24 protein-coding genes are annotated in these 23,682 nt (G+C 68.6%); 16 read left to right on the top strand and 8 right to left on the bottom strand.

Annotated features, from left to right (window positions below):
- Nucleotides 1–14: 14 nt before the first annotated feature.
- Entirely contained in the window at nucleotides 15–1,271 is a 1,257-nt protein-coding gene (locus tag M2352_RS20535) for a DUF1835 domain-containing protein (RefSeq protein WP_264666397.1), read from the bottom strand.
- A gap of 248 nt (nucleotides 1,272–1,519) precedes the next feature.
- Between M2352_RS20535 and M2352_RS20530 the strand changes: the two genes are divergently transcribed.
- Both M2352_RS20530 and M2352_RS20525 read left to right on the top strand, forming a co-directional pair.
- On the top strand, nucleotides 1,520–1,894 hold the full coding sequence (locus tag M2352_RS20530; RefSeq protein ID WP_264666396.1) for a hypothetical protein: 375 nt from the start codon (nucleotides 1,520–1,522) through the stop codon (nucleotides 1,892–1,894).
- Nucleotides 1,891–2,088 carry a helix-turn-helix transcriptional regulator gene (locus M2352_RS20525; protein WP_264666395.1) on the top strand — a complete coding sequence of 66 codons (198 nt, stop codon included), beginning with the start codon at nucleotides 1,891–1,893 and terminating at the stop codon, nucleotides 2,086–2,088. Before M2352_RS20530 ends, M2352_RS20525 begins: the two co-directional genes overlap by 4 nt.
- A 34-nt stretch (nucleotides 2,089–2,122) precedes the next feature.
- Here the strand turns inward: M2352_RS20525 and M2352_RS20520 are convergent, their stop codons facing one another.
- The 3 genes from M2352_RS20520 to M2352_RS20510 all read right to left on the bottom strand — a co-directional run bounded on the left by M2352_RS20520 (nucleotide 2,123) and on the right by M2352_RS20510 (nucleotide 4,655).
- The gene (locus tag M2352_RS20520; protein WP_264666394.1) at nucleotides 2,123–2,533 is read right to left on the bottom strand and encodes a GlcG/HbpS family heme-binding protein; all 411 of its coding nucleotides are present in this window, start codon (nucleotides 2,531–2,533) and stop codon (nucleotides 2,123–2,125) included.
- Nucleotides 2,534–2,719: 186 nt separating this feature from the next.
- Nucleotides 2,720–3,610, bottom strand: coding sequence for a ParB/RepB/Spo0J family partition protein (locus tag M2352_RS20515; protein ID WP_264666393.1), 891 nt, complete (start codon nucleotides 3,608–3,610; stop codon nucleotides 2,720–2,722).
- Entirely contained in the window at nucleotides 3,600–4,655 is a 1,056-nt protein-coding gene (locus tag M2352_RS20510) for an AAA family ATPase (protein WP_264666392.1), read from the bottom strand. Before M2352_RS20510 ends, M2352_RS20515 begins: the two co-directional genes overlap by 11 nt.
- Before the next feature lie 190 nt (nucleotides 4,656–4,845).
- On the opposite strand from M2352_RS20510, the gene M2352_RS20505 reads away from it, so the two are divergent.
- The 4 genes from M2352_RS20505 to M2352_RS20490 all read left to right on the top strand — a co-directional run bounded on the left by M2352_RS20505 (nucleotide 4,846) and on the right by M2352_RS20490 (nucleotide 9,711).
- On the top strand, nucleotides 4,846–5,250 hold the full coding sequence (locus M2352_RS20505; protein ID WP_264666391.1) for a 6,7-dimethyl-8-ribityllumazine synthase: 405 nt from the start codon (nucleotides 4,846–4,848) through the stop codon (nucleotides 5,248–5,250).
- A gap of 4 nt (nucleotides 5,251–5,254) precedes the next feature.
- Nucleotides 5,255–7,156: a sensor histidine kinase gene (locus M2352_RS20500; RefSeq protein ID WP_264666390.1), complete on the top strand. Its 1,902-nt coding sequence runs from the start codon at nucleotides 5,255–5,257 to the stop codon at nucleotides 7,154–7,156.
- Complete coding sequence (locus M2352_RS20495; RefSeq protein WP_264666389.1) at nucleotides 7,153–7,839, top strand: response regulator transcription factor; 687 nt, start codon at nucleotides 7,153–7,155, stop codon at nucleotides 7,837–7,839. The genes M2352_RS20500 and M2352_RS20495 overlap by 4 nt, the downstream gene beginning before the upstream one ends.
- Nucleotides 7,840–8,739: 900 nt before the next feature.
- The gene (locus M2352_RS20490; RefSeq protein WP_264666388.1) at nucleotides 8,740–9,711 is read left to right on the top strand and encodes a replication initiator protein A; all 972 of its coding nucleotides are present in this window, start codon (nucleotides 8,740–8,742) and stop codon (nucleotides 9,709–9,711) included.
- Nucleotides 9,712–10,052: 341 nt separating this feature from the next.
- Here the strand turns inward: M2352_RS20490 and M2352_RS20485 are convergent, their stop codons facing one another.
- On the bottom strand, nucleotides 10,053–10,511 hold the full coding sequence (locus M2352_RS20485; RefSeq protein ID WP_264666387.1) for a hypothetical protein: 459 nt from the start codon (nucleotides 10,509–10,511) through the stop codon (nucleotides 10,053–10,055).
- 131 nt (nucleotides 10,512–10,642) lie between these two features.
- Between M2352_RS20485 and M2352_RS20480 the strand changes: the two genes are divergently transcribed.
- From M2352_RS20480 to M2352_RS20450, 7 genes are all read left to right on the top strand, one after another.
- Nucleotides 10,643–11,428: an SDR family oxidoreductase gene (locus M2352_RS20480; RefSeq protein WP_264666386.1), complete on the top strand. Its 786-nt coding sequence runs from the start codon at nucleotides 10,643–10,645 to the stop codon at nucleotides 11,426–11,428.
- A gap of 193 nt (nucleotides 11,429–11,621) precedes the next feature.
- On the top strand, nucleotides 11,622–13,001 hold the full coding sequence (ffh, locus tag M2352_RS20475; RefSeq protein ID WP_264666385.1) for a signal recognition particle protein: 1,380 nt from the start codon (nucleotides 11,622–11,624) through the stop codon (nucleotides 12,999–13,001).
- Between the two features lie 89 nt (nucleotides 13,002–13,090).
- The gene (gene rpsP / locus M2352_RS20470; protein WP_264666384.1) at nucleotides 13,091–13,444 is read left to right on the top strand and encodes a 30S ribosomal protein S16; all 354 of its coding nucleotides are present in this window, start codon (nucleotides 13,091–13,093) and stop codon (nucleotides 13,442–13,444) included.
- A gap of 102 nt (nucleotides 13,445–13,546) precedes the next feature.
- On the top strand, nucleotides 13,547–14,104 hold the full coding sequence (gene rimM / locus M2352_RS20465) for a ribosome maturation factor RimM (RefSeq protein ID WP_264666383.1): 558 nt from the start codon (nucleotides 13,547–13,549) through the stop codon (nucleotides 14,102–14,104).
- Nucleotides 14,101–14,931 carry a tRNA (guanosine(37)-N1)-methyltransferase TrmD gene (gene trmD / locus M2352_RS20460; RefSeq protein WP_264666382.1) on the top strand — a complete coding sequence of 277 codons (831 nt, stop codon included), beginning with the start codon at nucleotides 14,101–14,103 and terminating at the stop codon, nucleotides 14,929–14,931. The genes rimM and trmD overlap by 4 nt, the downstream gene beginning before the upstream one ends.
- Before the next feature lie 4 nt (nucleotides 14,932–14,935).
- The gene (rplS, locus tag M2352_RS20455; protein ID WP_264666381.1) at nucleotides 14,936–15,334 is read left to right on the top strand and encodes a 50S ribosomal protein L19; all 399 of its coding nucleotides are present in this window, start codon (nucleotides 14,936–14,938) and stop codon (nucleotides 15,332–15,334) included.
- 267 nt (nucleotides 15,335–15,601) lie between these two features.
- Entirely contained in the window at nucleotides 15,602–17,692 is a 2,091-nt protein-coding gene (locus M2352_RS20450; RefSeq protein ID WP_264666380.1) for a methyl-accepting chemotaxis protein, read from the top strand.
- Between the two features lie 17 nt (nucleotides 17,693–17,709).
- Here the strand turns inward: M2352_RS20450 and M2352_RS20445 are convergent, their stop codons facing one another.
- Together M2352_RS20445 and M2352_RS20440 are read right to left on the bottom strand one after the other, a co-directional pair.
- Nucleotides 17,710–19,245: a Fic family protein gene (locus M2352_RS20445; protein WP_264666379.1), complete on the bottom strand. Its 1,536-nt coding sequence runs from the start codon at nucleotides 19,243–19,245 to the stop codon at nucleotides 17,710–17,712.
- A 399-nt stretch (nucleotides 19,246–19,644) separates the two neighbouring features.
- Complete coding sequence (locus tag M2352_RS20440) at nucleotides 19,645–20,544, bottom strand: LysR family transcriptional regulator (protein WP_264666378.1); 900 nt, start codon at nucleotides 20,542–20,544, stop codon at nucleotides 19,645–19,647.
- A gap of 123 nt (nucleotides 20,545–20,667) precedes the next feature.
- Between M2352_RS20440 and M2352_RS20435 the strand changes: the two genes are divergently transcribed.
- From M2352_RS20435 to M2352_RS20425, 3 genes are all read left to right on the top strand, one after another.
- On the top strand, nucleotides 20,668–21,012 hold the full coding sequence (locus tag M2352_RS20435; RefSeq protein ID WP_264666377.1) for a CidA/LrgA family protein: 345 nt from the start codon (nucleotides 20,668–20,670) through the stop codon (nucleotides 21,010–21,012).
- Complete coding sequence (locus M2352_RS20430; RefSeq protein ID WP_264666376.1) at nucleotides 21,009–21,731, top strand: LrgB family protein; 723 nt, start codon at nucleotides 21,009–21,011, stop codon at nucleotides 21,729–21,731. The genes M2352_RS20435 and M2352_RS20430 overlap by 4 nt, the downstream gene beginning before the upstream one ends.
- Before the next feature lie 61 nt (nucleotides 21,732–21,792).
- Nucleotides 21,793–22,572: an oxepin-CoA hydrolase, alternative type gene (locus M2352_RS20425; protein ID WP_264666375.1), complete on the top strand. Its 780-nt coding sequence runs from the start codon at nucleotides 21,793–21,795 to the stop codon at nucleotides 22,570–22,572.
- Between the two features lie 35 nt (nucleotides 22,573–22,607).
- On the opposite strand, the gene M2352_RS20420 is transcribed toward M2352_RS20425, so the two are convergent.
- A partial coding sequence (locus tag M2352_RS20420) for an AMP nucleosidase (RefSeq protein ID WP_264666374.1) occupies nucleotides 22,608–23,682 on the bottom strand: 1,075 nt, incomplete at its 5' end.

Raw genomic sequence — 23,682 nt, 5'->3', positions numbered from 1 at the left:
GGGTTATTCGACGGCTAATAACACCGTATCGCATCCGCCGCGTCGTCCCACCGCCACATGGGCGCACCGGGGCGGATGGCCGTACCGCCCACCCAGCGCTCCGCCGGGCCGCAGGACAGCCAGTCCCGCCGCCCGGCCAGGACATCCCGCCCGGTCCCGGTCAGCGCCAGACGGCGGTTGGGCCAGGGGGCGGTGTCCGCGGTGACCGCCGGGTCTGCAGCATCCAGCAGTCCGCCCACGCACTCCCACAGCATCAGGTCAGTCAGAAAGGGCAGCGGGTCCGTCTTCCGCATCAGCACGCGCCAGACGTCGCCGACGGTGCGGTCCCGTTCGGCCAGCGCCGTCAGGATCAGCCGTTGCGTCAGGCCCAGGCCGTCGCCGGTGCCGGGCAGTTCCTGCAAATGCCGGCGCACCGCCGCGGCCATATAGGGCAATCCACCGAACCCCTGCCGCAGCCGTGCTGCCAGCCCGTCCGGGTCCGGGACCGTCAGCGCCTGCCACACCCCCTGCCCCACCCGGCAGTCCGCCCACGGAACGACTCGGCGCTTCGCCCACAGCAGGCGCAGGGCCTCGGGCGGCAACTGCCCCAGGCCGATGAAGCGGGTGCTCCCGGGGAAGTGGTTGAGCGACACCATCTCCAGCACCGGCGGCGGGCCGAGGACGGCGAAACGCTCCAGGCAGCGGGCCAGGATCAACTGGTCATAACCGTCGTGCTCGAACCACAGCACCACGCGGTCATAGGTGTTGGCAGCGGCCAGCCCCGCTTCCTCCCGCTCCAGCCGGGTGCGCAGATCGGCGGCGGAGAGGCCAAGGGCCGGGCCATAGGACACGGCGAGGAACGCCGCCCGCCGGTCCAGGAAGTCCGGCCCATCGGTCACCGGCCCCTGGCAGAAGGGGTTGGCATATTCCAGGAAATCGCCGGCCAGCCCGGCATCGCGCAACCGTTCGCGGATGTCGGAGCCGCAACGGATGTGCAGGGTGCGGGATTCCCCGTCCAGGGCACCCCCCCGCCCCATGACGCGGCGCGCCCGGTCCATGGCCTCCACATGGGCCTTCAGCCGCGGCCAGCTTGGCACGCCCAGTTCACGGGCGATCACATGCTGGGCGGTGGCAAGGCACAGGGCGGCCCCGTCGGGCCGGTGGCGGTTCCACCGGACCAGGGCATCGCCGTCGCCGGCCCGCACCACGGCCAGCAACTCCTTCGCCCGCTTCTTCTGCTGTTCGAGAGTGAGCCGGAAGGGGCCGGCACCCGATGGTGAGCGCTCGCTCATCACACATCCCTTTCCCACGCGTCTTCGTCCGCCGGAAAGACCGAAAAGGGACAGGACAGGGAAACCGATCCAGGCAAGCCGTGGGCGCAGCCCTTTCCGCGGACGGGGAGGCGCCGGCAGCGCCCGTCACCAGCATGGCCGGGTCCACCCCACGGGTCAAGGAACAAGGCAATGTAAAGCTTCCTTGACATGACCAGGCGCCGCCGTCACTGTAAAGTATCCTTTACATCCGGTGGAGAGAGTGTCCCATGCCCCTGCCTGCGTATCTGCGCCGTTTCACCCTCGGCCTGCTGGCCTATGGGACGGCTCTCTTCATGTCGCGGATCCTGTTGCAGGGGGGGCTGGAACAGCCATGGCTGACGGCGGTGGCCCTGCTGCCCATGGTGCCGGCCACCGGCCTCTGCGCCGTGATCGTCCGGCAGGTGCGGCGGATGGACGAGTTGCAGCGGCGGGTGCAGGTGGAGGCGCTGGCGCTTGCCTTCGCCGGCACCGCCCTCATCACCTTCAGCTATGGTTTTCTGGAAGGAACCGGCCTGCCCAGACTGTCCATGTTCACCGTATGGCCGCTGATGGCGGCGCTGTGGGTGGGCGCGCTGCTGCTGGTCAGCCGGCGCTACGCATGAAGAACCGGGTCCGTGATTTGCGCGGCGCGCGGGATTGGTCGCAGGCCACCCTGGCCGGTCTGCTCGGCGTCTCCCGCCAGACGGTGAATGCCATCGAGGTCGGGCGCTACGACCCCAGCCTGCCGCTGGCCTTCAGGATCGCCCGCGTGTTCGGGCTGACCATCGAAGAGATCTTCGAGGATTCGGACGAATGACCGGCGGGGCCGGGTTGGCCCCGCCGCCCTTATCTCACGCCAGCGTTGCCAGCACGTCCGCACCGGCCTTGGCGACCATGCCGTCCTGGTGCGACATCACACCCGACACGCCGATGGCGCCCATCACCTGGCCATTGTGGACCAGCGGCAGGCCGCCTTCGATGGCGGTGGCCCCCGGCAGGGTCATCATGTGCGGCTTGCCGCCCAGCACGGTGTCTTCCAGCGCCTTGGACGGGCGGCGGAACAGCACGGCGGTGCGGGCCTTTTCCTGGGCCACCACCACCGACCCCACCTGGGTGTCGTCCATCCGCTGCAGATAGATCAGGTGCCCACCGGCATCGACGATGGCGACGACCACGTTCCAGCCCTGGCGGCGGGCCTCGTCCTCGGCGGCGGCGGCAATGGTCTTGGCGTCGGACAGGGTGAGAATGGAAACGGACTTCATGAGGCGGAATCCCTTTTTGGGCTTTGAGATGGCTGGTCATACCACCGGAACCGCCCACCGTGACCCCACCCTCCGCCGAACACTGTGTTCGGGCTGGGTTGAAAGCGCCTCATCAAAGGCAAAATGTCAACAACGGGGCAATGATCGCCCCGTTGTTGACATTTTTCCGACTGTCTCACTCAGTTATTAGCCGTCTAATGTCTCGTTCAGCACGGCGTCGATGGCGTTGCGCAGGGTCAGCAGCTCCCGCCGCTGGTCCTCGTCGATGCGCGTCCCCTCGTCCGACAGGTTGCGCAGCTTGAGGACGGAGGTGCGCAGGCTGCGCAGCACCGGCACATAGAGCGCCGAGGGGGTGGCCGGGGCTGCCGCCGGGGGGCGGATCTCGCGGCGCTCGCGCTTGGCGGCGCGCACCTCCTTGACCGTCAGCCCTTCCCCCACCCGTGCCCACAGGGCGCGCAACGCGGCCTCGTCGCCCAGTTCCGCCAGTTCCATCAGCAGGGAGGCGGAGACCTGCGGGTGGTTGGGCGCGTCGTCCAGGATGTCGGCGGGCAGCCGCAGGATGCCGACCAGACGGGCCACATACTCCTGCGACTTGCCGATCAGCACCGCCGCCTGTTCCTGGGTCAGCCCCTTGTCCCCGATCAGCCCCTTCAGCGACAGGGCCAGGTCCACCGGGTGCAGGTCCACCCGCTGGACGTTCTCGATCAGGGCCAGCACCTGCACATCGTCGGTGTCGAGCACCAGGGCCGGGGCGGTGGCGCGCTCCAGGGACATGAGCGCCCAATAGCGCCGCTCCCCGGCGATGATCTGGAAGCGGTCGGGCGCCACCTCCCGCACGTTCAGCGGCTGGAGCAGCCCCTTCTGCTCGATGGAGGCGGCGAGCGCCGCGATCTCCGCGCCACGGGCATTGCGGCGGGGCTGGCCGGGGTTGGGCTCGATCTGGGCCAGCGGGATCTCGCGGTAGCGCACCGCGCTGGACAGGCCGAACAGGGCGCTGTTGCTGCCCCCTCCGGCCCCGGTGCGGCTCATGGCCCGCTTGAACAGGCCGGTGTTGGTGGTGTCCAGCTTACGCACCATGGGTCACCCCCTCCGGCCCGGCACTGGCCCGCCCGGTATCGTCGTTGATCAGCACCAGCAGCGCGTCGGCGATTTCCTGATAGCTTTCCGCCCCGGCGGAGTTGGGGTTGATGGCCAGACCGGGCCGCCCGGCCATCACGCTCTTGGAATAGTCTGCCGCCCGCTTGACGGGAGAGAACAGGCGCAACTGCTCCACCGCCGCCAGCTCGCGCAGCTCCGCCATCACCTGCTCGTCCTGCAGCCGGCGGGGGCTGTACATGGTGGGCAGGATGCCCAGCACCCGCAGCCGCGGGTTCACCAGCTCGCGCACGCCCGCGATGGTCTCGAAAAGCTGCGGGATGCCCATCATCGACAGCATCTCGGTCTGGGTCGGGATGAGAAGCTGGTCGGCGGCGTTCAGCACCGACACCGTAAGCTCGCCCAGGTGCGGCGGGCAATCGAGCACCACCACGTCGTAGAGACCGGCAAGCTGGGCGATCTTGGCCCGCAGGATCAGCGTGCCGTTGGGCTGGCGCAGCAGTTCCCGGTCGGCCGCCGCCAGGGAAATGGACGAGGGCAGCAGGTCGAACGCCCCGTCGCACACCGGCGTCACGAATTCCCGCATGGGCCGGGTGGATTTCAGCGCGTGGGTCAGGGTGGCCTTGGCCAGCTCGGTTTCGTGGGGATCGACGCCCAGATGCACGGTGGCGTTGGCCTGGGGGTCGCAATCCACCAGCAGCACCCGCCGCCCGGCGGCGGCCAGCAGCCACGCCACGTTGACGCAGGTGGTGGTCTTGGCCACCCCGCCCTTCTGGTTGGCGGCGCAGAACACGATGGGTGCGGCGCGGACCGACGCGGCGGGAATGCCCACGGGGCTGACCGCGGTCTTCAGGGCCGCGGCCACGGTCTGGGGGATCCGCTCCGCCCCGGTTTCCCAGCGGGAGATCTTGGCGCGGTCGTACCGGCGGCCCATCCGCTCGTTCAGCCACGTCACCAGTTCCTGCTGATTCATGCCCCGCTGCTCGCGGTAGCTGCGCAGCTCCTCGCCGCTCATCTCATGGGCCATGGATACCCCCTTCGGCTTCCCCCTTGCGGGCGGCACCTTGGCGCGGTTGATGGTGTGTGTCAATTGCTGTGATGCTTGTGTGCTCCACAATGCGTCACACGCGGACGGGCGCCGTTTGCCCCTTCCGCGAATCGGGGGTTTGGGGTAGACCGGCAACCAGAGGAACCGTTTCTTCAACCGAGAGGACCGCATGCCGAACATTGCAATCGTGCTGGGCAGCTTCCACCGCCGCGAGGGCGAAGAGATGCTGGAGGAGGCGCGCACGGTGGCCGCCGCCCGCGGGCTGACCATCGTGGCGGAGGTGTGGGTTCCCGGCTCCATGGAAAAGCCGCTGGCGGTCAAGCGGCTGCTGGCGCGCGACGACGTGGCCGCGGCGGTGGTGCTGGGCATCATCGAGCGGGGGGAGACCGAGCACGGATCGGTGATGGGCCACGCGGTGATCAAGAGCCTGATCGACCTGCAGCTGGACTTCATGAAGCCGGTGGGCGTGGGCATCCTGGGGCCGGGCATCAACCCGTCGCAGATCCCGGCGCGGGTCCGCCCCTATGCCGCCGCGGCGGTGGCGGCGGCGGCCACCATGCTGGAACAGGGCTGATCCCATGGGCGCCCCCACGTCCATCCCGCCGGCCGGCGCCGGTCAGGAACGGCGGGGGGGCTTTTTGCTGCAGCGGGGCGGGCTGCAGCGGCGTCTGGTCCTGCTGTCGGTGGCGAGCATGGTGCCCATGTTCCTGCTGGCCACCGCCGCCACGCTGCAGTACGTGGCGCGGGAAGAGGAAGAGATCAGCAACCGCCTGCTGCTGACCGCGCGGGAGGTGGCCGACGATCTGGACACCGAGGTCGCCATCCTGGGCGCCCGTCTCAGCGGCCTGTCGGTCACCCGCGCGTTCGAGGACAAGGATTACGAGCGGCTCTATCTGGAAGCCAAGGAGGTGGCGGCCATCAACGGCACCCCCATCGGCTTCATCGGCGCCGAGGGCGAACGGGTGTTCAACACCTTCGCCCCCTATGGCGCGCCCATCCCGCCGCACCCGCTGCCCGATCTGGTGGACCGGGCGCTGAAGACCCAGACGACCCAGGTCTCCAACCGCTTCGCCGCCCGCATGCGCGGCGATTACGCCCTCATCATCCTGGAGCCGGTGTTCCGCCGCGGCGAGCTGGCGGGTCTGCTGGGCAGCGAGATCCAGGCCGACAAGGTGCTGGCCCGCATCGCCGCCAAGCGGCTGCCGCCCGACTGGATGGCGTCGGTGGTGGACGGCAACGGGATCATCATCGCCCGCACCCAATCCGCCGACCGTTTCGTCGGCGCCCCCGTCACCCCGCGGCTGAAGGCGATCCTGGCCACCAGCCGCGACGGCACCCTGTCGGGCACCAGCCAGGAACACATCCCCGTGCTGAGCGGCTACAGCGCCACCCGCAGCACCCCGTGGTCGGTGGTGCTGGGGGTGCCGCAGACGGTGGTGGAGGGGCCGATGCGCCGGTCGCTGGGGCTGCTGGCCGCCGCCGGCGTGGTGCTGTCGCTGGTGGGGGTGGCCCTGGCCCTGACCATCGCCCGCAGCATCGGGCGGCCCATTCAGGAGCTGGCCAACGCCGCCGCCGCCCTGGGCCGGGGGGAGCGCATTCCCGCCGCGCCGCTCGATTCCGGCCTGGTGGAGGTGGACCGGGTGGGGGCGGTGCTGTGGCAGGCCGGCGCCGACCTGGACCGCCGGGCGCGGGAACGCGACGCCGCCGAGCAGCGGGCCAAGACGCTGCAGGCCGAATTGCTCCATTCCGCCCGCCTCAGCGCCATCGGGCAGGTGGCCTCCACCGTCGCGCACGAGATCAACCAGCCGCTGGCCGCCGTGTCCAACTATGTGGAGGCGGCGCGGATGCACCTGGGCGAGGGACAGATGGACGCCCTGGCCCCCATCCTGGACCGGGCGCTGGAACAGGCCGACCGGGCCGACCGCATCATCCGCCGCATCCGCGGCTTCGCCGCCAACCGCGGCAGCGACTGGACCCAGGAACGGGTGGACGCCATCGTCGAGGACGCCTGCTCGCTGGGGCTGTTGGGCATGGCGGGGACGGGGGTGAACCTGTTCCTCAACCTTGCCCCCGAATGCCCGCCGGTTCTGGTGGACCGCACCCAGGCGCAGCAGGTTCTGGTCAATCTGGTGCGCAACGCGGCGGAGGCGACGGCCGGGCGCCCCATCCGCCGGGTCACCGTCAGCGTCCGCCCCCTGCCCGGCAGCGGCCCGCCCATGGTCGAGTTCGCCGTCAGCGACACCGGCACCGGCATCACGCCCGAGGTGCAGGCATCCCTGTTCCGCCCGTTCTTCACCACCAAAGACGACGGGCTGGGCATCGGGCTGGCGGTGTCGCGCGCCATCGTGGAGGCGCACGGCGGCCGGCTGTGGTGCGACCCGGGCAATCCGGCCCTGTCGGGGGCCACCTTCCGTTTCACCCTTCCCGCGGTGCCGGCCCCTGCCGCCGCCGCTGCCACCAGCCCCACCGAACCCGCATGAGCGACCGCCCCACTCCCAACCGGACCAATCCCTGCCGTCCCGGCGCCGCCCTTCATCCCTGCGGGCCGGCGGCGGCGGTAACGCTGCATCTGGTGGACGACGACGCCGGCTTCCGGGCATCGCTTGCCACCTTGCTGCGCACCATGGGCTACCGGGTGGAGGAGTACGAGGGCGGACGGGCGTTCGCCGCCGCCGCCGCCGGTGCCGCACCGGGGTGTGCGCTGGTGGATGTGTGCATGCCCGACCTGGATGGGGTGACGCTGCTGGAAGATCTCGCCACGCAGGCCATCGCCATGCCGGTCATCATCCTGACCGGCAACGCCACCGTGCCCATGGCCGTCCAGGCCATGAAGGCCGGCGCCGTGGACTTCCTGGAAAAGCCGTTCCGGCCCGAAGCCCTGCGCACGGCGGTGGACAGCGCCCTTGCCCGCAACGGCACCGCCGCCCTGCGGACCGGAACCGCCGATTTCGCCGGGCGGCTCGCCACCCTGACGCCGCGGGAGCGGGAGGTGCTGGAGGGCGTGGTCGCCGGACTGCCCACCAAGGTCATCGCCTACCGCCTGGGCATCAGCGCCCGCACCGTGGACGTCCACCGCGCCCGTATCAACGACAAGCTTCAGGTCCGCGGGCTGTCGAACCTGATCCGCGCGGCACTGGCAGCCGGGGTGACGCCGGCGGGATAAGCCTGTGGCTTGGGGCGTCGGCTCCGATCCCCCATCCGGGAAGCCCGGCGTCCCGGACCTTTCCGCTTTTTGAAAACGTGGGTGGAACCGCCCCGCTTGTCCCCAGGGTGCGGCCAGCGGGGAAAGGCGCAGAATCGCCTGATTCCATCAGGGTTTTTTGCTGTGGAAACGTGGGCGGAATGCCGTGCGGGGTCGGACCGGGGGGCACAACGGGGGGCGGCAGGCCCACGCGTTCCCCTCCCCCGGCGGGGACGCCCCCTCCCCTGCCCCCCCCGGCAGGCTTCGGGGCGCCTGGACTCGGCATTTCGCCCACGGATAGCGTCACAAAACCCCAGCCGCCCTGCAGGCCGGGGCGGTTTCACCCACGTTTTCGCCCCTCCCCCCGCGATGAAGAGGCCGTCGAGTCGGCACTTCGCCCACGCTTTCAAGCGCGGCTGCCGCCGCACAGGGGGACAGTGGCGGGGTTCACCCACGTTTTCTGCAGCCCAGCACCGGCAAACCACCGTACGAGTCGGCAGTCCACCCACGGTTAGACGGGGACCGATTCGGCAGTTCACCCACGCTTAACCCGCAGAGGAGTCGGCACTTCGCCCACGCTTTCTGCAATGATTCGGCAGTTCACCCACGTTTCGGTGAAAAACCGCTCGCACCACGATTCAACACGCCGTGCGTGACTCTCTTTGCGCGAGTCAACCAAGGGGCAGGCGAATCGGCGTTTCGCCCACGTTTAGCCGGGCCGACTCGGTGTTTCACCCACGGTTTTGCCTCCCCGGCTGCAGACGCAGGTCAGACGCGACCAGGGAAAGGCGATTCTTTCGGCATTTCGCCCACGTTTTCTGTGGACGTGGCCGTCACGGGGTGTCTACCATTCGGCTGTTCACCCACGGTTTGAGGCTTGTCATGGTTGCCCAGGATGATCGGCAGATCTGCCTGTTCGTCGATACGTTGATCGACGTTCCGGTCAAGGACGACGTGAAGCTGATGGAATACCCGTGGTTTTCCCTGCAAAAGCATGGACGTACCGAACCGTTTCATTATGAGAAGCAAAGCAAGCACGGCGTCATCCGAATCGACGTAAAGCCCGGCCCCTATGGCATGGCGACGATTTTCGACAAGGATCTACTGATTTACTGCCAGACACTTCTGATGGACCGCATCAACCGCGGGCTTCCCGTCTCGCGGACTTTGGCGATCAATCTACACGACTATATGCGGGTGACCGGGCGCTCGACAGGCAAGGACGGCTATCAGCTGGTGAAGAAGTCGCTGCAGCGGCTTCAGACCACGGTGATCGAAACCAACATCAAGTCGGGCGACGAGGCGCAGGAGCGTGGCTTCGGCTGGCTGGACGATTACGAGATCAAGACCAAGCAGGTGAACGGCCGCCGTGTGATGACCCATGTGGAAATCACGCTCAACCGCTGGACCTACAAGGCCATCACCGAAGACCGGCGCGTCATCACCATTTCCAAGGATTACTACAATCTGGAAAGCGGGATGGAACGCCGGCTGTATGAACTGGCGCGCAAGCACTGCGGCAACCAGGAATTCTGGCACATTTCCTTGCCGAAACTGGCCGAACGCTGCGGCACGACACAGGATCTCCGGTCGTTCAAGCGCGATTTGTCCCGCATCATCGAAGGCGACAACATCCCCGACTATCACATCGCCTTTGCCGAACGGGGCGTGGCCCTGACCCTGCCCGACGAGGATGATCCCGCCGCAACCGTGTCCGGAGGGCCGAAACCCAAGCGCCGCCGCAGCGCCAACGACCGGGTGATCGTCACCTTCATGCCGAAAAACGAGGGAAAACGGGCCGCCAACGAGCCGAAAGCCCCGCTTGTGGAGATCTTGCCGCCTGAAGCCGCGTGAATCGGCAGTCCGCCCACGCCGATTCGGCAGTCCGCCCACACACGCCTTCGGCAGTCCGCCCACGCCGATTCAGCAGTCCACCCACGAAACATGCTGCAGCCGCTTGGAATCGTTGAGCGATTCAAGCCCCTAACTGTTCTAACAGAGTCTTCTCTAACGTTTCTAACGGCCACGCCTGTGGGCAAAGCCGTGGAAAGCTGCAGAGCAGGCAGTGAAAAGCCCCCGAGAGAAGGCCGAAGCCGCCGCTACGGGCGCGCGGGCTACCGCCCGCGCGGACTCAAGCCGTCCGGCGGGGTCCACCCACGTTTTGAAAACGGAAGCCTGGCGAAGGCCGGCGCTTGTCAGCGCCGGTAAAGACCGCTGAACAGGTCACCCATGGCACGGCGGGAGAGAACCGCAAGCCGGGTCCGCCCACGGTATTGCCGGGAGAGGATGTGGCAGCGCTGACAAAGCACCGCCAGACCGGCCAGAGCATCGTCCAGGCCATCGGTCACGGCATGATAACGCGCATCCACGCTGTCCAGACGACAGGCGGCCAGCACGACACGCGTGCTGCGTGCCAGGCAGGCTTCGACGATATCCGGCCAAAGAGCGTCACGCCCTGCAGCATCCAGCCAGACCTTGCGGTCGGGATGCAGCCAACGGCCATCCGGCAATGCCTGCACCTCGCGTCCATGAGGACGACCGCATTGCCAGCAGCACCCGGCCCCATGAGGGCCGGTGATCTCGAACCGCAGGCGTCGGCTGAGGGACAGCCAGTCCTTGGACAAGGACCGGCGGGTGGAACGGCGGATGGACATGGGCGGGTTTATAGCACAGGACAACAGTCCGCGTCATAGGTCTGCGGACTCCTGCCTTCGGCTCCGATGGACTCCGCGGACGGGCCGCGGCATCCTTGCCACATCTCCACCGGCAAAGGGAAACACACGCGATGGATCTGGGATTGACCGGCAAGCGCGCCCTGGTGCTGGGGGCCAGCCGCGGGCTGGGGGCGGCCATCGCCCGGACACTCGCCGAGGAAGGGGTCCGCGTCACCGCCGCCGCCCGCTCCGCCGATAAAATCCAGTCATGGACTAGGCAATTGCCTCCGGCGGTTGCAGCGCGGATCACCCCGGCCTTCGTCGATCTGGCGGACATGGACAGCATCGACCGGCTGGCCGACGGGGTGATTGCCAACGGAGGGGTGACAATTCTCGTCAACAACAGCGGCGGTCCGCCGCCGGGTCCGGCGGAGGGTGCCGCTGCAGCTTCATGGGCCCAGCAGTTTGCAGCCATGGCCGCCTCGCTGTTCCACCTGACCAACCGGCTGCTGCCGGGGATGCGGGAGCAGGGCTGGGGGCGGATCGTGACCATCGGGTCGTCGGGCATGGAACAGCCGATTCCCAATCTGGCCCTGTCCAACGGGGTGCGCGGGGCCGTGCGCGGGTGGTCCAAGACGCTGGCAACGGAACTGGCGCCCACCGGCATCACCGTCAACGTGGTGCTGCCGGGCCGCATCCAGACCGAACGGGTGGAACAGATCGACCGCGCCAACGCCGAACGGCAGGGCTGCACGGTGGAAGAAACGGCGGCGGCGGCGCGCAAGACCATCCCCATGGGCCGGTACGGCACACCGCAGGAATTCGCCGACACGGTGGCGTTCCTGGTCAGTGAACGCGCCTCCTACATCACCGGGGCGTCCATCCGGGTGGACGGCGGGCTCATTCAAGGACTGTAGGGAAACGTCACGTTACTTATCCTTTGACTCAGGATGGGCAGGGGCCTATGGTGCGGGTTCCTGCCTTGGCCCATGTTTCCAAGCAGCGCCGCCCACTGTGGGGGGTGTCCGTCAGTCCGCGAGTGTCGCGCACTGGCGCGTTTCTGTTTGGGCACACGGGTCCGGGTGACGGGACTGGGAAACGAGGGATTTCATGTTCGAAGGTCTGACCGGACGCCTGGGCGACATCTTCGACAAGCTGCGCCGCCGCGGCGCGCTGACGGAGGAGGACGTGTCTGCAGCGCTGCGCGAAGTGCGCATCGCGCTGCTGGAGGCCGACGTCGCCCTGCCGGTGGTCAAGTCCTTCGTCGCCCAGGTCAAGGAACGCGCGGTGGGGCAGGAGGTTCTGCGCTCCGTCACCCCCGGCCAGCAGGTCATCAAGATCGTCCACGACAATCTGGTGGAGATGCTGGGCACCGCCGAGCCGATCAACCTGAACGCCCCCGCCCCCATCCCGGTGCTGATGGTCGGCCTGCAGGGGTCGGGCAAGACCACCACCACCGCCAAGATCGCGCTGCGTCTCAAGACCCGCGAGCGCAAGAAGGTGCTGATGGCGTCGCTGGACGTCCGGCGCCCGGCGGCGCAGGAACAGCTCAAGGTTCTGGGCGACCAGACCGGCGTCGCCACCCTGCCGGTCATCCCCGGCCAGGATCCCGTGACCATCGCGCGCCGCGCCATGGAAACCGGGCGGCTGGAAGGCTACGACGTGGTGATGCTGGACACCGCCGGCCGCCTGTCCATCGACGAGGAGTTGATGGCGGAAGTGGCGGCGGTGCGCGATGCCACCCGCCCGGTGGAAACGCTGCTGGTCGCCGACGCCATGACCGGCCAGGACGCGGTGACCGTCGCCACCAACTTCGACGGCAAGGTCGGCATCACCGGCATCGTGCTGACCCGTATCGACGGTGACGCCCGCGGCGGTGCGGCCCTGTCCATGCGCCAGGTGACCGGCAAGCCGATCAAGCTGCTCGGTGTCGGCGAAAAGATCGACGCGCTGGAGGATTTCCACCCCGACCGTGTCGCCGGCCGCATTCTCGGCATGGGCGACGTGGTGTCGCTGGTGGAAAAGGCCATCGAGACCATCGACCAGGACGAGGCCGAGAAGCTCGCCCGCAAGATGGAGCAGGGCAAGGGCTTCGACCTGGACGACATGGCCATGCAGCTCCGCCAGATCCGCAAGATGGGCGGTCTGTCGGGGATGATGAATCTGCTGCCCGGCATCGGCAAGCTGAAGGCGCAGATGAAGGACGCCAAGCTCGACGATTCGGTCATCAAGCGGCAGGAGGCGATCATCTCCTCCATGACCAAGGCCGAGCGCAAGAACCCCGAGGTCATCAAGGCATCGCGCCGCCGCCGCATCGCCGCCGGGTCCGGCACCACGGTGCAGGACGTGAACCGGCTGCTGAAGCAGTTCGACGACATGCGCTCCATGATGAAGCAGGTCCAGAAGCTGGGGAAGAAGGGCATCATGCGCCACGGGCTGGGGGGGCTGCTGCCCCGCGGCCTGCGCGGCGGCGATCCCAACATCCGCTGATTTGTTTTTCACCAACCCACGGGTGGGGCGGCCAAGCCCCGCAGTCCCGTGATTGTTTCTAACCACCTGACAGGAAAGCTGTTTTACCAATGGCTCTGAAGATCCGTCTCGCCCGCGGCGGCGCCAAGAAGCGTCCGTTCTACGCCATCGTCGTCGCCGACGCCCGCAGCCCGCGCGATGGCCGCTTCATCGAGAAGATCGGCACCTACAACCCCATGCTGCCCCGTGAACACGAACAGCGCATCGTGATCGACGGCGAGCGCGCCCGGCATTGGCTGTCGGTCGGCGCCCAGCCCACCGACCGCGTGGTGCTGTTCCTGGCCAACCTGGGCCTGGTGGAAAAGCCCGCCATCCGCGAAACCCCGAAGAAGTCGGCGCCGAAGGCCAAGGCCCAGGAGCGCGCGAAGCTGGAAGCGCAGCGCGCCGCCGCCGCCGAAGCGTAAGACCCACGGGGTGTGCCGGGCGGTGCCTTTGGCGTCCGTCCGGCGGCTCTGTTCGTCTGTCGAACCATGTCCCAGGCTTCTTCTTCCAATGTCCCTTCGGGGATGGTCTGCATCGGCCAGTTCGCCGGCTCCCACGGGGTGCGCGGTCTGGTGAAGCTGCGCAGCTTCACCGGCGATCCCGCGGCCATCGCCGGGTACGGCCCCTTGACCGACGAGCACGGGCAGCGCCGCTTTGCCGTGACGCTGAACGGGCAGGTCAAGGAACTGTGGCTGGCGCGGGTGGAGGGGATCTCCACCCGTGAACAGGCCCAGGCGCTGGCCGGGGTGCGGCTCTACGTGGCCCGCACCGCCCTGCCGGAACCCGAGGACGAGGACGAATTCTACCACGCCGACCTGATCGGCCTGCCGGCGGAAACGGCGGACGGCGCGCGGTTCGGGGTGGTGAAGGCCATCTACGACTTCGGCGCCGGCGACATGCTGGAACTCCAGCGGCCGGGCGGCACTCTGGAACTTCTGCCCTTCACCCGCGCCTGCGTGCCGGTCGTGGATGTGAAGGGCGGGCGTCTGGTGGTGGAACCGCCCGCGGTGGTCGAGGCCCGTCCCGACGGAGGCGACTCCGACGGGGCCGAGGCCGCCGGTGCGGGGGAGGGGGAGCCGTGAATCACGGCGCCACCGGCCCCCAGGTCTGGTCGGTCCGGGTGCTGACCCTGTTCCCGGAGATGTTTCCGGGGGTGGTGGGGCACAGCCTGGCGGGGAAGGCGCTGGAAAACGGCGTCTGGTCGTTGGAAACGGTGGACATCCGTGCATTCACGCGCGATAAACACCGCTCCGTGGACGATACCCCGTTCGGCGGAGGCGCTGGCATGGTGATGCGCCCGGACGTGCTGGATGCGGCCCTGACCGCAACCTGCGGACTTCCGGGATCACCGGAGCGGGGGCGGGTGATCTACCTGTCGCCGCGGGGCCGGGTGCTGGACCAGGCGCTGGTGAAGGAGCTGGCGGCCGCTCCGGCGGTGACCCTGCTCTGTGGCCGGTACGAAGGGGTGGACCAGCGGCTGCTGGACGCCCACGATGTCGAAGAGGTGAGCCTCGGCGACTTCGTGCTGTCCGGCGGCGAGCCGGCGGCCCTGGTGCTGATCGACGCGGTGGTGCGCCTGTTGCCCGGTGTCATGGGCAATGTGGCGACGACGGACGAAGAGAGTTTCGAGCGGGGATTGCTGGAATATCCCCACTACACCCGCCCGGCGGTCTGGACCGACGGGCAGGGGGTGGAACGGGCGGTGCCGGAGGTGCTGCTGTCGGGCCACCACGCAAAAGTTCACGCCTGGCGGCTTGCCGAGGCGGAGCGGATCACGCAGAGCCGGCGTCCGGACCTGTGGACCCGCTACGAGGAGGCCCGCCGGGCCGAGGTTGAAACGGCTGCCCGCATCCGCGGGCGCAGGACAGAGAAACGGTCCGCCGCGAGGCGCACCGAGGAAAAGGGATAGTGCCATGAACCTGTTGCAGCAGCTCGAACAGGAGCAGATCGAGAAGGCCCTGGGCAGCAAGACCATCCCGGTATTCTCGCCCGGCGACACGCTGCGCGTGAATGTGAAGGTGGTGGAAGGCTCGCGTGAGCGTATCCAGGCCTACGAAGGTGTCGTCATCGCCCGCAAGAACGCCGGCGTGAACTCCTCCTTCACCGTGCGCAAGATCAGCTACGGCGAAGGCGTGGAACGCGTGTTCCCGCTGTACAGCCCCCGCATCGACTCGATCGAGCTGGTCCGCAAGGGTGCGGTGCGCCGCGCGAAGCTGTACTACCTCCGCGACCGCCGCGGCAAGTCGGCCCGCATCGCCGAGCGCATCACCGGCCGCGGCACCAGCGCCAAGGCCAAGGCCAGCGCCGAGTAACCGTCCGCCGGCTCTTGCGCCCCGGACCGTTTCCAAAACGCCCGCCCGACGGATGTCCCGTCGGGCGGGCGTTTTGCTTTTCCGCATCGCGGTTTTTCCGCGTCTCGAAATGCAATGCAGTTTGCAACGGCCGGGCATGGGCTGGTTGGACGGCGCGGCCGTCAACATCGTGGCTGGATTGATTATTCTCTCACTCTTTCATGCCATGGTATGCGGTACGGGTTTTGCTTCAAGCCCGGAACCACAAGGAAGCGAAGCGAGGATTCCATGGGTGCGTCGTTCGGTGGGGCCGTGTCGTCTTTTGGCGGAACGGGGCGGCAGGGACATCTGCTCCACCGGCTGGCGGTCGGGTTCGCCTTTCCCGCCCTGATCAGCGTCGGGCTGGTGGCCCATTTCGCCTGGACCAAAGTGGAGGCGCTGCAGCGGGCGGCGGCGGTGGAGGAAACCGCCGATCTGGCCATGGGGCTGGCGGCGGCGGTCCACGAGCTGCAAAAGGAGCGCGGCCTGACCTCCATCTTCGTGTCGGGCAGGGGGGCCGAGGCCGACCGGACGGTACTGGAGACGCAGCGTGCCCAGTCCGACCGTGCCGTGGCCGCCGCCCGCACCCGGATCGATGCGGTGATGGCCGGTGGCGGGGGGCGCGTCGCCGCCTCCCTGGCCACGGCCCGCGACGGGCTGGCCGGGCTGCAGGCGTTGCGCGGGCGGGTGTCGGCGCTGCAGATGGCCCCGGAAGAGGCGGTGGCCGCGTACAGCACCCTGATCCGCACGGCCCTGACGCTGGGGCGGTCGCTGCCGTCGGTGCCCGACGATCCGGCCCTGGCGGCGGCGGCCAACAGTCTGATCGTGCTGTCGGAACTCAAGGAGCGGGTGGGGCAGCAGCGGGCCATGGCCGCGGGCGGCTTCCGCGCCGGGGTGTTCGAGCCGTCCCGCCACACCAAGCTGATGCAGTTGATCGGGGAGGTGAACGCCCTGTCCCTGGAACTGGCCGGGGTGCTGGCCCCGGAACAGCGGCGCCTCTACGACCAGGCCGCGGCGGACGAACGCAGCCGTGCCGTGGCGCGCATGCTGGGGGTGGCCACGGCGGCGGGCTATGGCGGCGATTTCCAGGGCGTCACCGCCAAGGCGTGGTTCGACGCCGCCACCGCCTACATCGACCTGCTGCGCACGGTGGAGGAGCGGTTTGCCGGCGACCTGATGGCCATGACCGCCGCCGACCGGGAAACGGCCCGCCTGCATCTGCTGTGGACGCTGGGGCTGCTGGCGCTGCTGGCGTTCGGCGTGGTGGTGGTGCCGGTGACCATCGGGCGCAGCATCACCCGCCCGCTGACCGGGCTGAACGCCGCCATGCAGCGCATCGTGCGCGGCGAACGCTCGTTCACCGTGGACCATGCCGCCCGCACCGACGAGTTGGGGGCCATGGCCCGCGCGCTGGATGAATTCCGCCGCGCCCTGGCCGATGCCGACCGGCTGAACGCCCTGCACCAGCAGGATGAGGCGGCCAAGGCCCGCCACACCGAAGCGATGGAACGGCTGGTGGTGGCCTTCGACCGCTCCATCGCCGGGGTGCTGGCCTCGGTCACCGCGTCCGCCGACCGGCTGGGGGTGTCGGCGCGGTCCATGCAGTCGGTGGCCGACGAGGCGCAGGCCCAGGCGGCGGCCACCGCCGCCGCCGCCGAACAGACCGCCACCAACGTCGAAACCGTGGCCGCGGCGGCGGAGGAGATGACCGCCTCGATCCAGGAGATTTCCCGCCAGGTGGCCCGCTCCACCGACATCGCCGAGCGCGCCGTGGACGAGGCGCGCCACGCCGACGGCATGGTGGAGATGCTGGCCGACAGCGCCGGGCGCATCGGGGCGGTGGTGCAGTTGATCCAGGACATCGCCGGCCAGACCAACCTGCTGGCGCTCAACGCCACCATCGAAGCGGCGCGCGCGGGGGAGGCGGGCAAGGGCTTCGCCGTGGTGGCGAGCGAGGTGAAGAACCTCGCCAACCAGACCGCGCGGGCCACCGTGGACATTTCCGGCCAGATCCAGGCCATGCAGGGGGTGACCCACGACGCGGTGGCGGCGATCCGCTCCATCGTCGGCACCATCGCCACGGTGTCGGAAATCGCCTCGGCCATCGCCGCGGCGATCCAGCAGCAGAACGCCACCACCGCCGACATCAGCCGCAACGTGCAGCAGGCCGCCGCCGGCACCCACGGCGTGTCGGACCGCATCGAGCATGTGAAGGCCGCCGCCGTCACCGCCGACACCGCCGCCGCCCAGGTGCTGCGCGAGGTGGACGACCTGACCGGCAACGCCGGGCGGCTGAGCCACGCGGTGGAGGATTTCCTGCGCGACGTGCGGGCGGTGTGACGATAAGGGGCGGCGCGCTATTCCCCGTTTGCCGGGGGCGTGCGGGCGTCGAGGATGATCCGTTCCAGATCGTCGATCTCGGTGTCCGTCAATTCGGAATAGAGGCTGGCGCGCTTGTCCTTGCCGATGCGGCCGTTCTGCAGGACCAGAGTGACCAGGTGCCCCGCCTTGCGGTTGGGCATGTCGATGCGGTCCATTACCCCCCGCATGGCGCGGTCGAAGATCTCCAGGAACAGAACCTCGTTCCGAAGATCCTGCCGCACGGTGTCGATCACGCAGCCGTACAGGTATTCCGTCTGGGGGGTGGCGTCGAAATAACGGTAGAGGTGATCGGTGCGGTTCCTGACCACGATGTCCGGCCCGCCGCCGTCACCGTTGTTGCCGTTGCTCCACGCCCAATCGATGTGGGGGGCGATGGCGCGGGAGAACCGCTCCAGCGCTGCGTCATAGGCGCGCTGGTTGCGCACGATGGCGGCGGACACGGGAAACAGGACGCCGGGCGGGGTGAAGCCGGCCTCGCTCAGCGTGTGATGGATCAGATAGCGGTGGATGCGCCCGTTGCCGTCCCCGAACGGGTGGATGAACACGAAGGCGAAGGCGATCACGGCAGCGGCCAGCACGGGGTCGATTTCCGCCCCCTTCAGCCGGGCGGCCAGAGCCGCGAAGCCGGCCATCAGCGGGCGCACGTCCTCGGGTTTGGGGCAGATGAAATGGACGATCTCATCGTACCCGAGGGACGATTCCCCGACGAAATTCTGGAAGTCCCGCCATCCGGCGGCGGCGTAGCGGGGATCGACGATGACATTCTGCAGGCGGGTCTGGTCCTTTTCGCTGGCCGGATCGAAATCACGGACCGACCGCAGGGCGGCGACGAAGCGTTCGGCCTTGGTGCCGCTGGCGGTTTCCCCCTCGATGGCGAAGGTGCCCTTGGTCTCCTTGGTGTAGAGGTGGGTGACGGCACGGGCGAGGATCTGGGGATCACACCCCTGCACCAGAGCCGCCGCCTCTTCCCGGATGCCGGACAGCAGCAGGGCGTCGATGGCTGGCGTCCGGCGGACCACCGGGCAGAGGGCGGGCGTGCCAAGCAGATTGTCGATGACCCGGTGCCGCCGCGACGGTTCACCGGGCAGCACGATGTGCTGTTCCGGGGACAGAGCGGGGACGTAGGCGACGGGGCCGGCGTCGGGAAGATCGAGCCGTTTGCCGGTCAACCATTCGAACAGAAACCACGCGCGGCGGGCGAAAATTCCGTTCGGCTCGGCTCTGATCCAGAATTCCAGGCCGGCGGTTCCCATGTGCTCGAACGCCAGCTTTAGAATCGCAAGGTCGATTGGCTCGTAACGCAGAGCAAACTTCAGGTCCATCTCGGGCGTATCGCCGTAATGGGGAGTCGCCCTGTAACGCTCGATGGTGCGGTGGGCTTCTTCGCGCTGCCGCCGTTGCCTGCTGCCGACGATGGAGATGACGCTTGGTTTCGGTACCGGAAGGCCGAAGCGGGAGACCAGCCCCATCAGCCCGGTGTAGCGTTCGCCGTCGCGCAGGCTGTCAGGCATCCGAAACTCCTGGGGCTAAAACTTTCAAAACCGTGCATTAAGCTGCTGGAATTTTTCCCATTCTGCAAAAAAGCTCAAGGATCAGATAAAGCCTGCAAAAACCTTTGGGTCTGTTTCTGTCAGCACGTTGTGGGGCAGCGGTTGCTCGCCATGACTCGTGCTCAGGGACCTTCGGGCTTGGCCGGAGCGGCTGCAGAAATCTTCAAGGTTCTGCAAGAAAGTTCAAGGATTGGATAAGGCCTGCAAAAACTTTTGAGTCTGTTTCTGTCAGCAAGCTGCGTGCAACGGTTGGCGGCCATGACTCACGCCTGCGGACCTTCAGGGTTGGTCGGTGTGGCTGCAGAAATCTTCAAGGTTCTGCAAAAAGATTCAAAAATTGGGAGTGTCTGCAAAAAACCTTCATCCCCCCTCCCACGGCGGCACCGGGGTGAAGCGGTCCACCAGCGCATCGACGAAGGCCCGGACCTTGGCGGCCAGATGCTGGCGGCTGGGATAGACGGCGTAGATGCCGCTGCCAAACGTCACGTCGTGGTCCGACAGCACCGGCATCAGACGGCCCGCGGTCAGATCCTCGCCCACCTCCCAGACCGAGCGCAGGACGAGGCCCAGACCGCTCAGCGCCGCGTCGCGCAGCACCGCACCGTCGTTGCTCTGCAGCCGCACCTGCGGGCGCACGGTCACCATGCCCTGGCGGCCCTGGATGCTCCAGCTTCGCTGCCCCTCCAGCATCAGGGCGTCGTGGTGGGACAGGTCGGCGGTGCTGCGCGGCACGCCGCGGTGTTCCAGGTATGCGGGTGCTGCGCACAGAACCCGCGCGTTGGCGGCCAGACGGCGGGCGATCAGCGCGCCGTCCTCCAGCCGGGCGACGCGCACGCCGATGTCGAACCCCTCTTCCACCAGATCCACCACCCGGTCGGTCAGCACCAGCTCCACCCGCAGCAGCGGATGGCGGTGCAGGAAGCCGGTGAGCAGCGGCGCCACGTGCATCCGCCCGAACCCCGCCGGCGCCGTCACCCGCAAGACCCCGCGGGGGTCGGCCACCCGCTGGGACACCGCGGCTTCCGCCGCCTCGATCTCCGCCAGGATCTGTTGGGCGCGGTCGTGGAATTCCGCGCCCTCGGGCGTCAGGCTGATGTGGCGGGTGGTGCGGTGGAGCAGGCGCACGCCCAGCCGTTCCTCCAGCTTCGCCAGCCGGGCGCTGACCACCGCGGGGGAATAGCCCATCTGCCGCCCCGCCGCCGACAGACCGCCCGCCGCCACGATCCGCACGAACAGCGCCATGTCCGACGCCTGATCCATCCCCGTCCCCATTTTCAAACTGAACAAAACAATGATGGCATAAAATCAGCGATTATCAAAGGTCATACCAGCGCGGTACCGTCATCCCGTCACCAGAGGGGATGGAGCGGGGAGGGCGGGGCGATGATCGCCTGGATCACGGTGTTGCTGGCCTGCCAGTTGGCGGGGGAGGGGACGGCGCTGCTGCTGGGCCTGCCGGTGCCGGGGCCGGTGATCGGCATGGTTCTGCTGTTCATCGGCCTGTCGGTGCGCGGCGGCGTGCCCGAGGGCCTGCGCGACGCGGCGGGTGGGCTGCTGCGGCACCTGTCGCTGCTGTTCGTGCCGGCGGGGGCCGGTGTCGCCGCCCACGTGGCCCGGCTGGAGGGGGAGGCGCTGCCCATCGCCGCCGCCCTGGTGCTGAGCACGCTGGCCGCCCTTCTGGCGACGGGATGGGTGATGCGGATCCTGGGTGGAAGGAGCGAGTCATGAGCACGGCCAGTCTGCACGACGTGTGGGTTTATCTGGCGGCCAGCCCGCTGACCGGGCTGACGGCGACCCTGGTGGCCTATCAGGCGGGGACGTGGCTGTCGGCCCGCTGCGGCGGGCACCCGCTGGCCAACCCGGTGCTGGTGGCGGTGGTGCTGCTGGTGGCCGGGCTGGCGGCCAGCGGCATCGATTACCGCACCTATTTCGCGGGCGCGCAGTTCGTCCATTTCCTGCTGGGGCCGGCGACGGTGGCGCTGGCGGTGCCGCTCTACAGCCAGATCCGCGCCATCCGCCGGGCTGCAGGGGCGATGACCGCGGCGCTGCTGGCCGGGGCCGTGACCTCCGCCGTGGGGGTGGTGGTGCTGGGGCGGGCCCTGGGGGCGTCGGAACAGACGGTGCTGTCGCTGGCGCCCAAATCCGCCACCACTCCCATCGCCATGGGTGTGGCCGAGCGCATCGGCGGGCTGCCGTCGCTGACCGCGGTGTTCGTGATCCTGACCGGCATCATCGGCGCCACGCTGGGCGGGTGGGCGCTGCGGCTGGGCGGGGTGCGGGCGGCTCGCGACGTGGGCTTCGCGCTCGGCACCGCGGCGGGGGGAATCGGCACCGCCCGCGCGTTTCAGCACAGCGAGACGGCGGGCGCCTTCTCCGGTCTGGCCATGGGGCTGTGCGGGCTGGCCACGGCGGTGCTGGTGCCGCTGTTGAATGGGGTGATGTGGTGACTTGACGCAAACGTCAAGTCATGGCTTGCTGGCCCCAACGTTCACCAGGGAGGAACCGGCCATGGCCGAAGTGATCGAGGAACGGCGCGGACGGGTGATGGTGCTGACCATGCACGACCCGGCCACCCGCAACGCGCTGGGGCTGGAGATTTTCCTGAAAGCCGCCGACGCTTTCCACCGTGCCGCCCACGACCCGGATGTGGGGGCGGTGGTGCTGGCCGGGTCCGACGGGGCCTTCTGCAGCGGCGGCAACCTGAAGAATCTGGCCGCCCTCAACGGCGGCGACCCGTCCACCACCCGCCAGGCGGTGGAGCACCTGCACACCTGGATCCGCATGATGCGCGACTGCCCCAAGCCGGTGGTGGCGGCGGTCGAAGGGGTGGCGGCGGGGGCCGGCGTGTCCATCGCGCTGGCCTGCGACCTGATCGTGTCGGCGGCGGAGGCGCGCTTCGTGCTGGCGTACGTCAAGGTGGGCCTCAGCCCCGACGGCGGGGCGACGGCGTTCCTGTCCCAGGTGATGCCGCGCCATCTGGCGGCCCAACTGGCGCTGGAAGGCGACACGCTGACCGCGGAACGGCTGCACGCCCTGGGCGTGGTCAACGCCGTGGTGCCGCCGGGGGCCGCCCTGGACGCGGCGGTGGAGCGTGCCGCCCGTCTGGCCGCCGGCCCGCAAGGCGCCCAGGCGTCCATCAAGAAGCTGCTGGAGGACGCCTACGCCGGCCATCTCCACGCCCAGCTGGACCGGGAAGCGGACACCTTCACCCGCAACCTGCACAGCGCCGACTGCGCCGAAGGGGTGAAGGCGTTCTTCGAAAAGCGGCCCCCGCGCTTCAACGGGTGAAAAAAGTGGGGGGTGCGGGCGGCAGCCCGCCTCTCTCATTGGAACGCCGCCTCGGCAAAGCTGCGCAGCTTGCGCGAATGCAGCGTCTCCATCCCATTCTCCCGCAAAAGCTCCATGGCCAGCACCCCGATCTTGAGGTGCTGGTCCACCCGCTCGCGGTAGAAGTGGTCGGCCATGCCGGGCAGCTTCAGTTCCCCGTGCAGCGGCTTGTCCGACACGCACAGCAGCGTGCCGTAGGGCACGCGGAAGCGGAAGCCGTTGGCGGCGATGGTCGCCGATTCCATGTCCAGCGCGATGGCCCGGCTCTGGTTGAAACGTTCCACCGGCTCGCGGTGGTCGCGCAGTTCCCAGTTGCGGTTGTCGATGGTGGCGACGGTGCCGGTGCGCATGATGCTTTTCAGGTCATAGCCCGACAGGCCGGTCACCCGCTCCACCGCGGTTTCCAGCGCCCGCTGCACCTCGGCCAGCGCCGGCACCGGCACCCACACCGGCAGGTCGGCATCGAGCACGTGGTCGTCGCGCACATAGCCGTGGGCCAGCACGTAATCGCCCAGCCGCTGGGTGTGGCGCAGCCCGGCGCAATGGCCCAGCATGATCCAGGCGTGGGGCCGCAGCACGGCGATGTGGTCGGTGATGGTCTTGGCGTTCGACGGGCCGACGCCGATGTTGACCAGGGTGATGCCGTTGCCGTCGGGCCGGGTCAGATGGTAGGCCGGCATCTGCGGCAGCCGGTGGGGCGGGGCGCCGGCATCGGCGGGGGCGGGCGGGGCTGCGCCCAGATTGCGGTTGCCGGTCACCACCCCCCACGGCTCCACGAAGCGGTCGTATTGCCGGCGGTAGGCGGCCTGGGCCGGGTCGTCCGTCCCGGCCATCAGGATGCGGCCCAGGCGGATGAACTCGTCCACATAGAACTGGTAGTTGGTGAACAGCACGAAGTTCTGGAAATCGTCCGGTGCGGTGGCGGTGTAGTGGCGCAGCCGGTGCAGCGAGAAATCCACCCGCGGGGCGGTGAAGAACGCCAGCGGCCGTTCGCCGTCGGGGCCGATGGTCCAGGTGCCGTTGACGATGGTGTCGTCGGTGCGGGACAGGTCGGGCAGGTCGAAGAATTCC

It is taken from the genome of Azospirillum fermentarium, from assembly GCF_025961205.1.
Classification (GTDB): domain Bacteria; phylum Pseudomonadota; class Alphaproteobacteria; order Azospirillales; family Azospirillaceae; genus Azospirillum; species Azospirillum fermentarium.
Note: the sequence above shows the minus strand (reverse complement) of the source record. Positions and strands in the feature narration are given on the sequence as shown.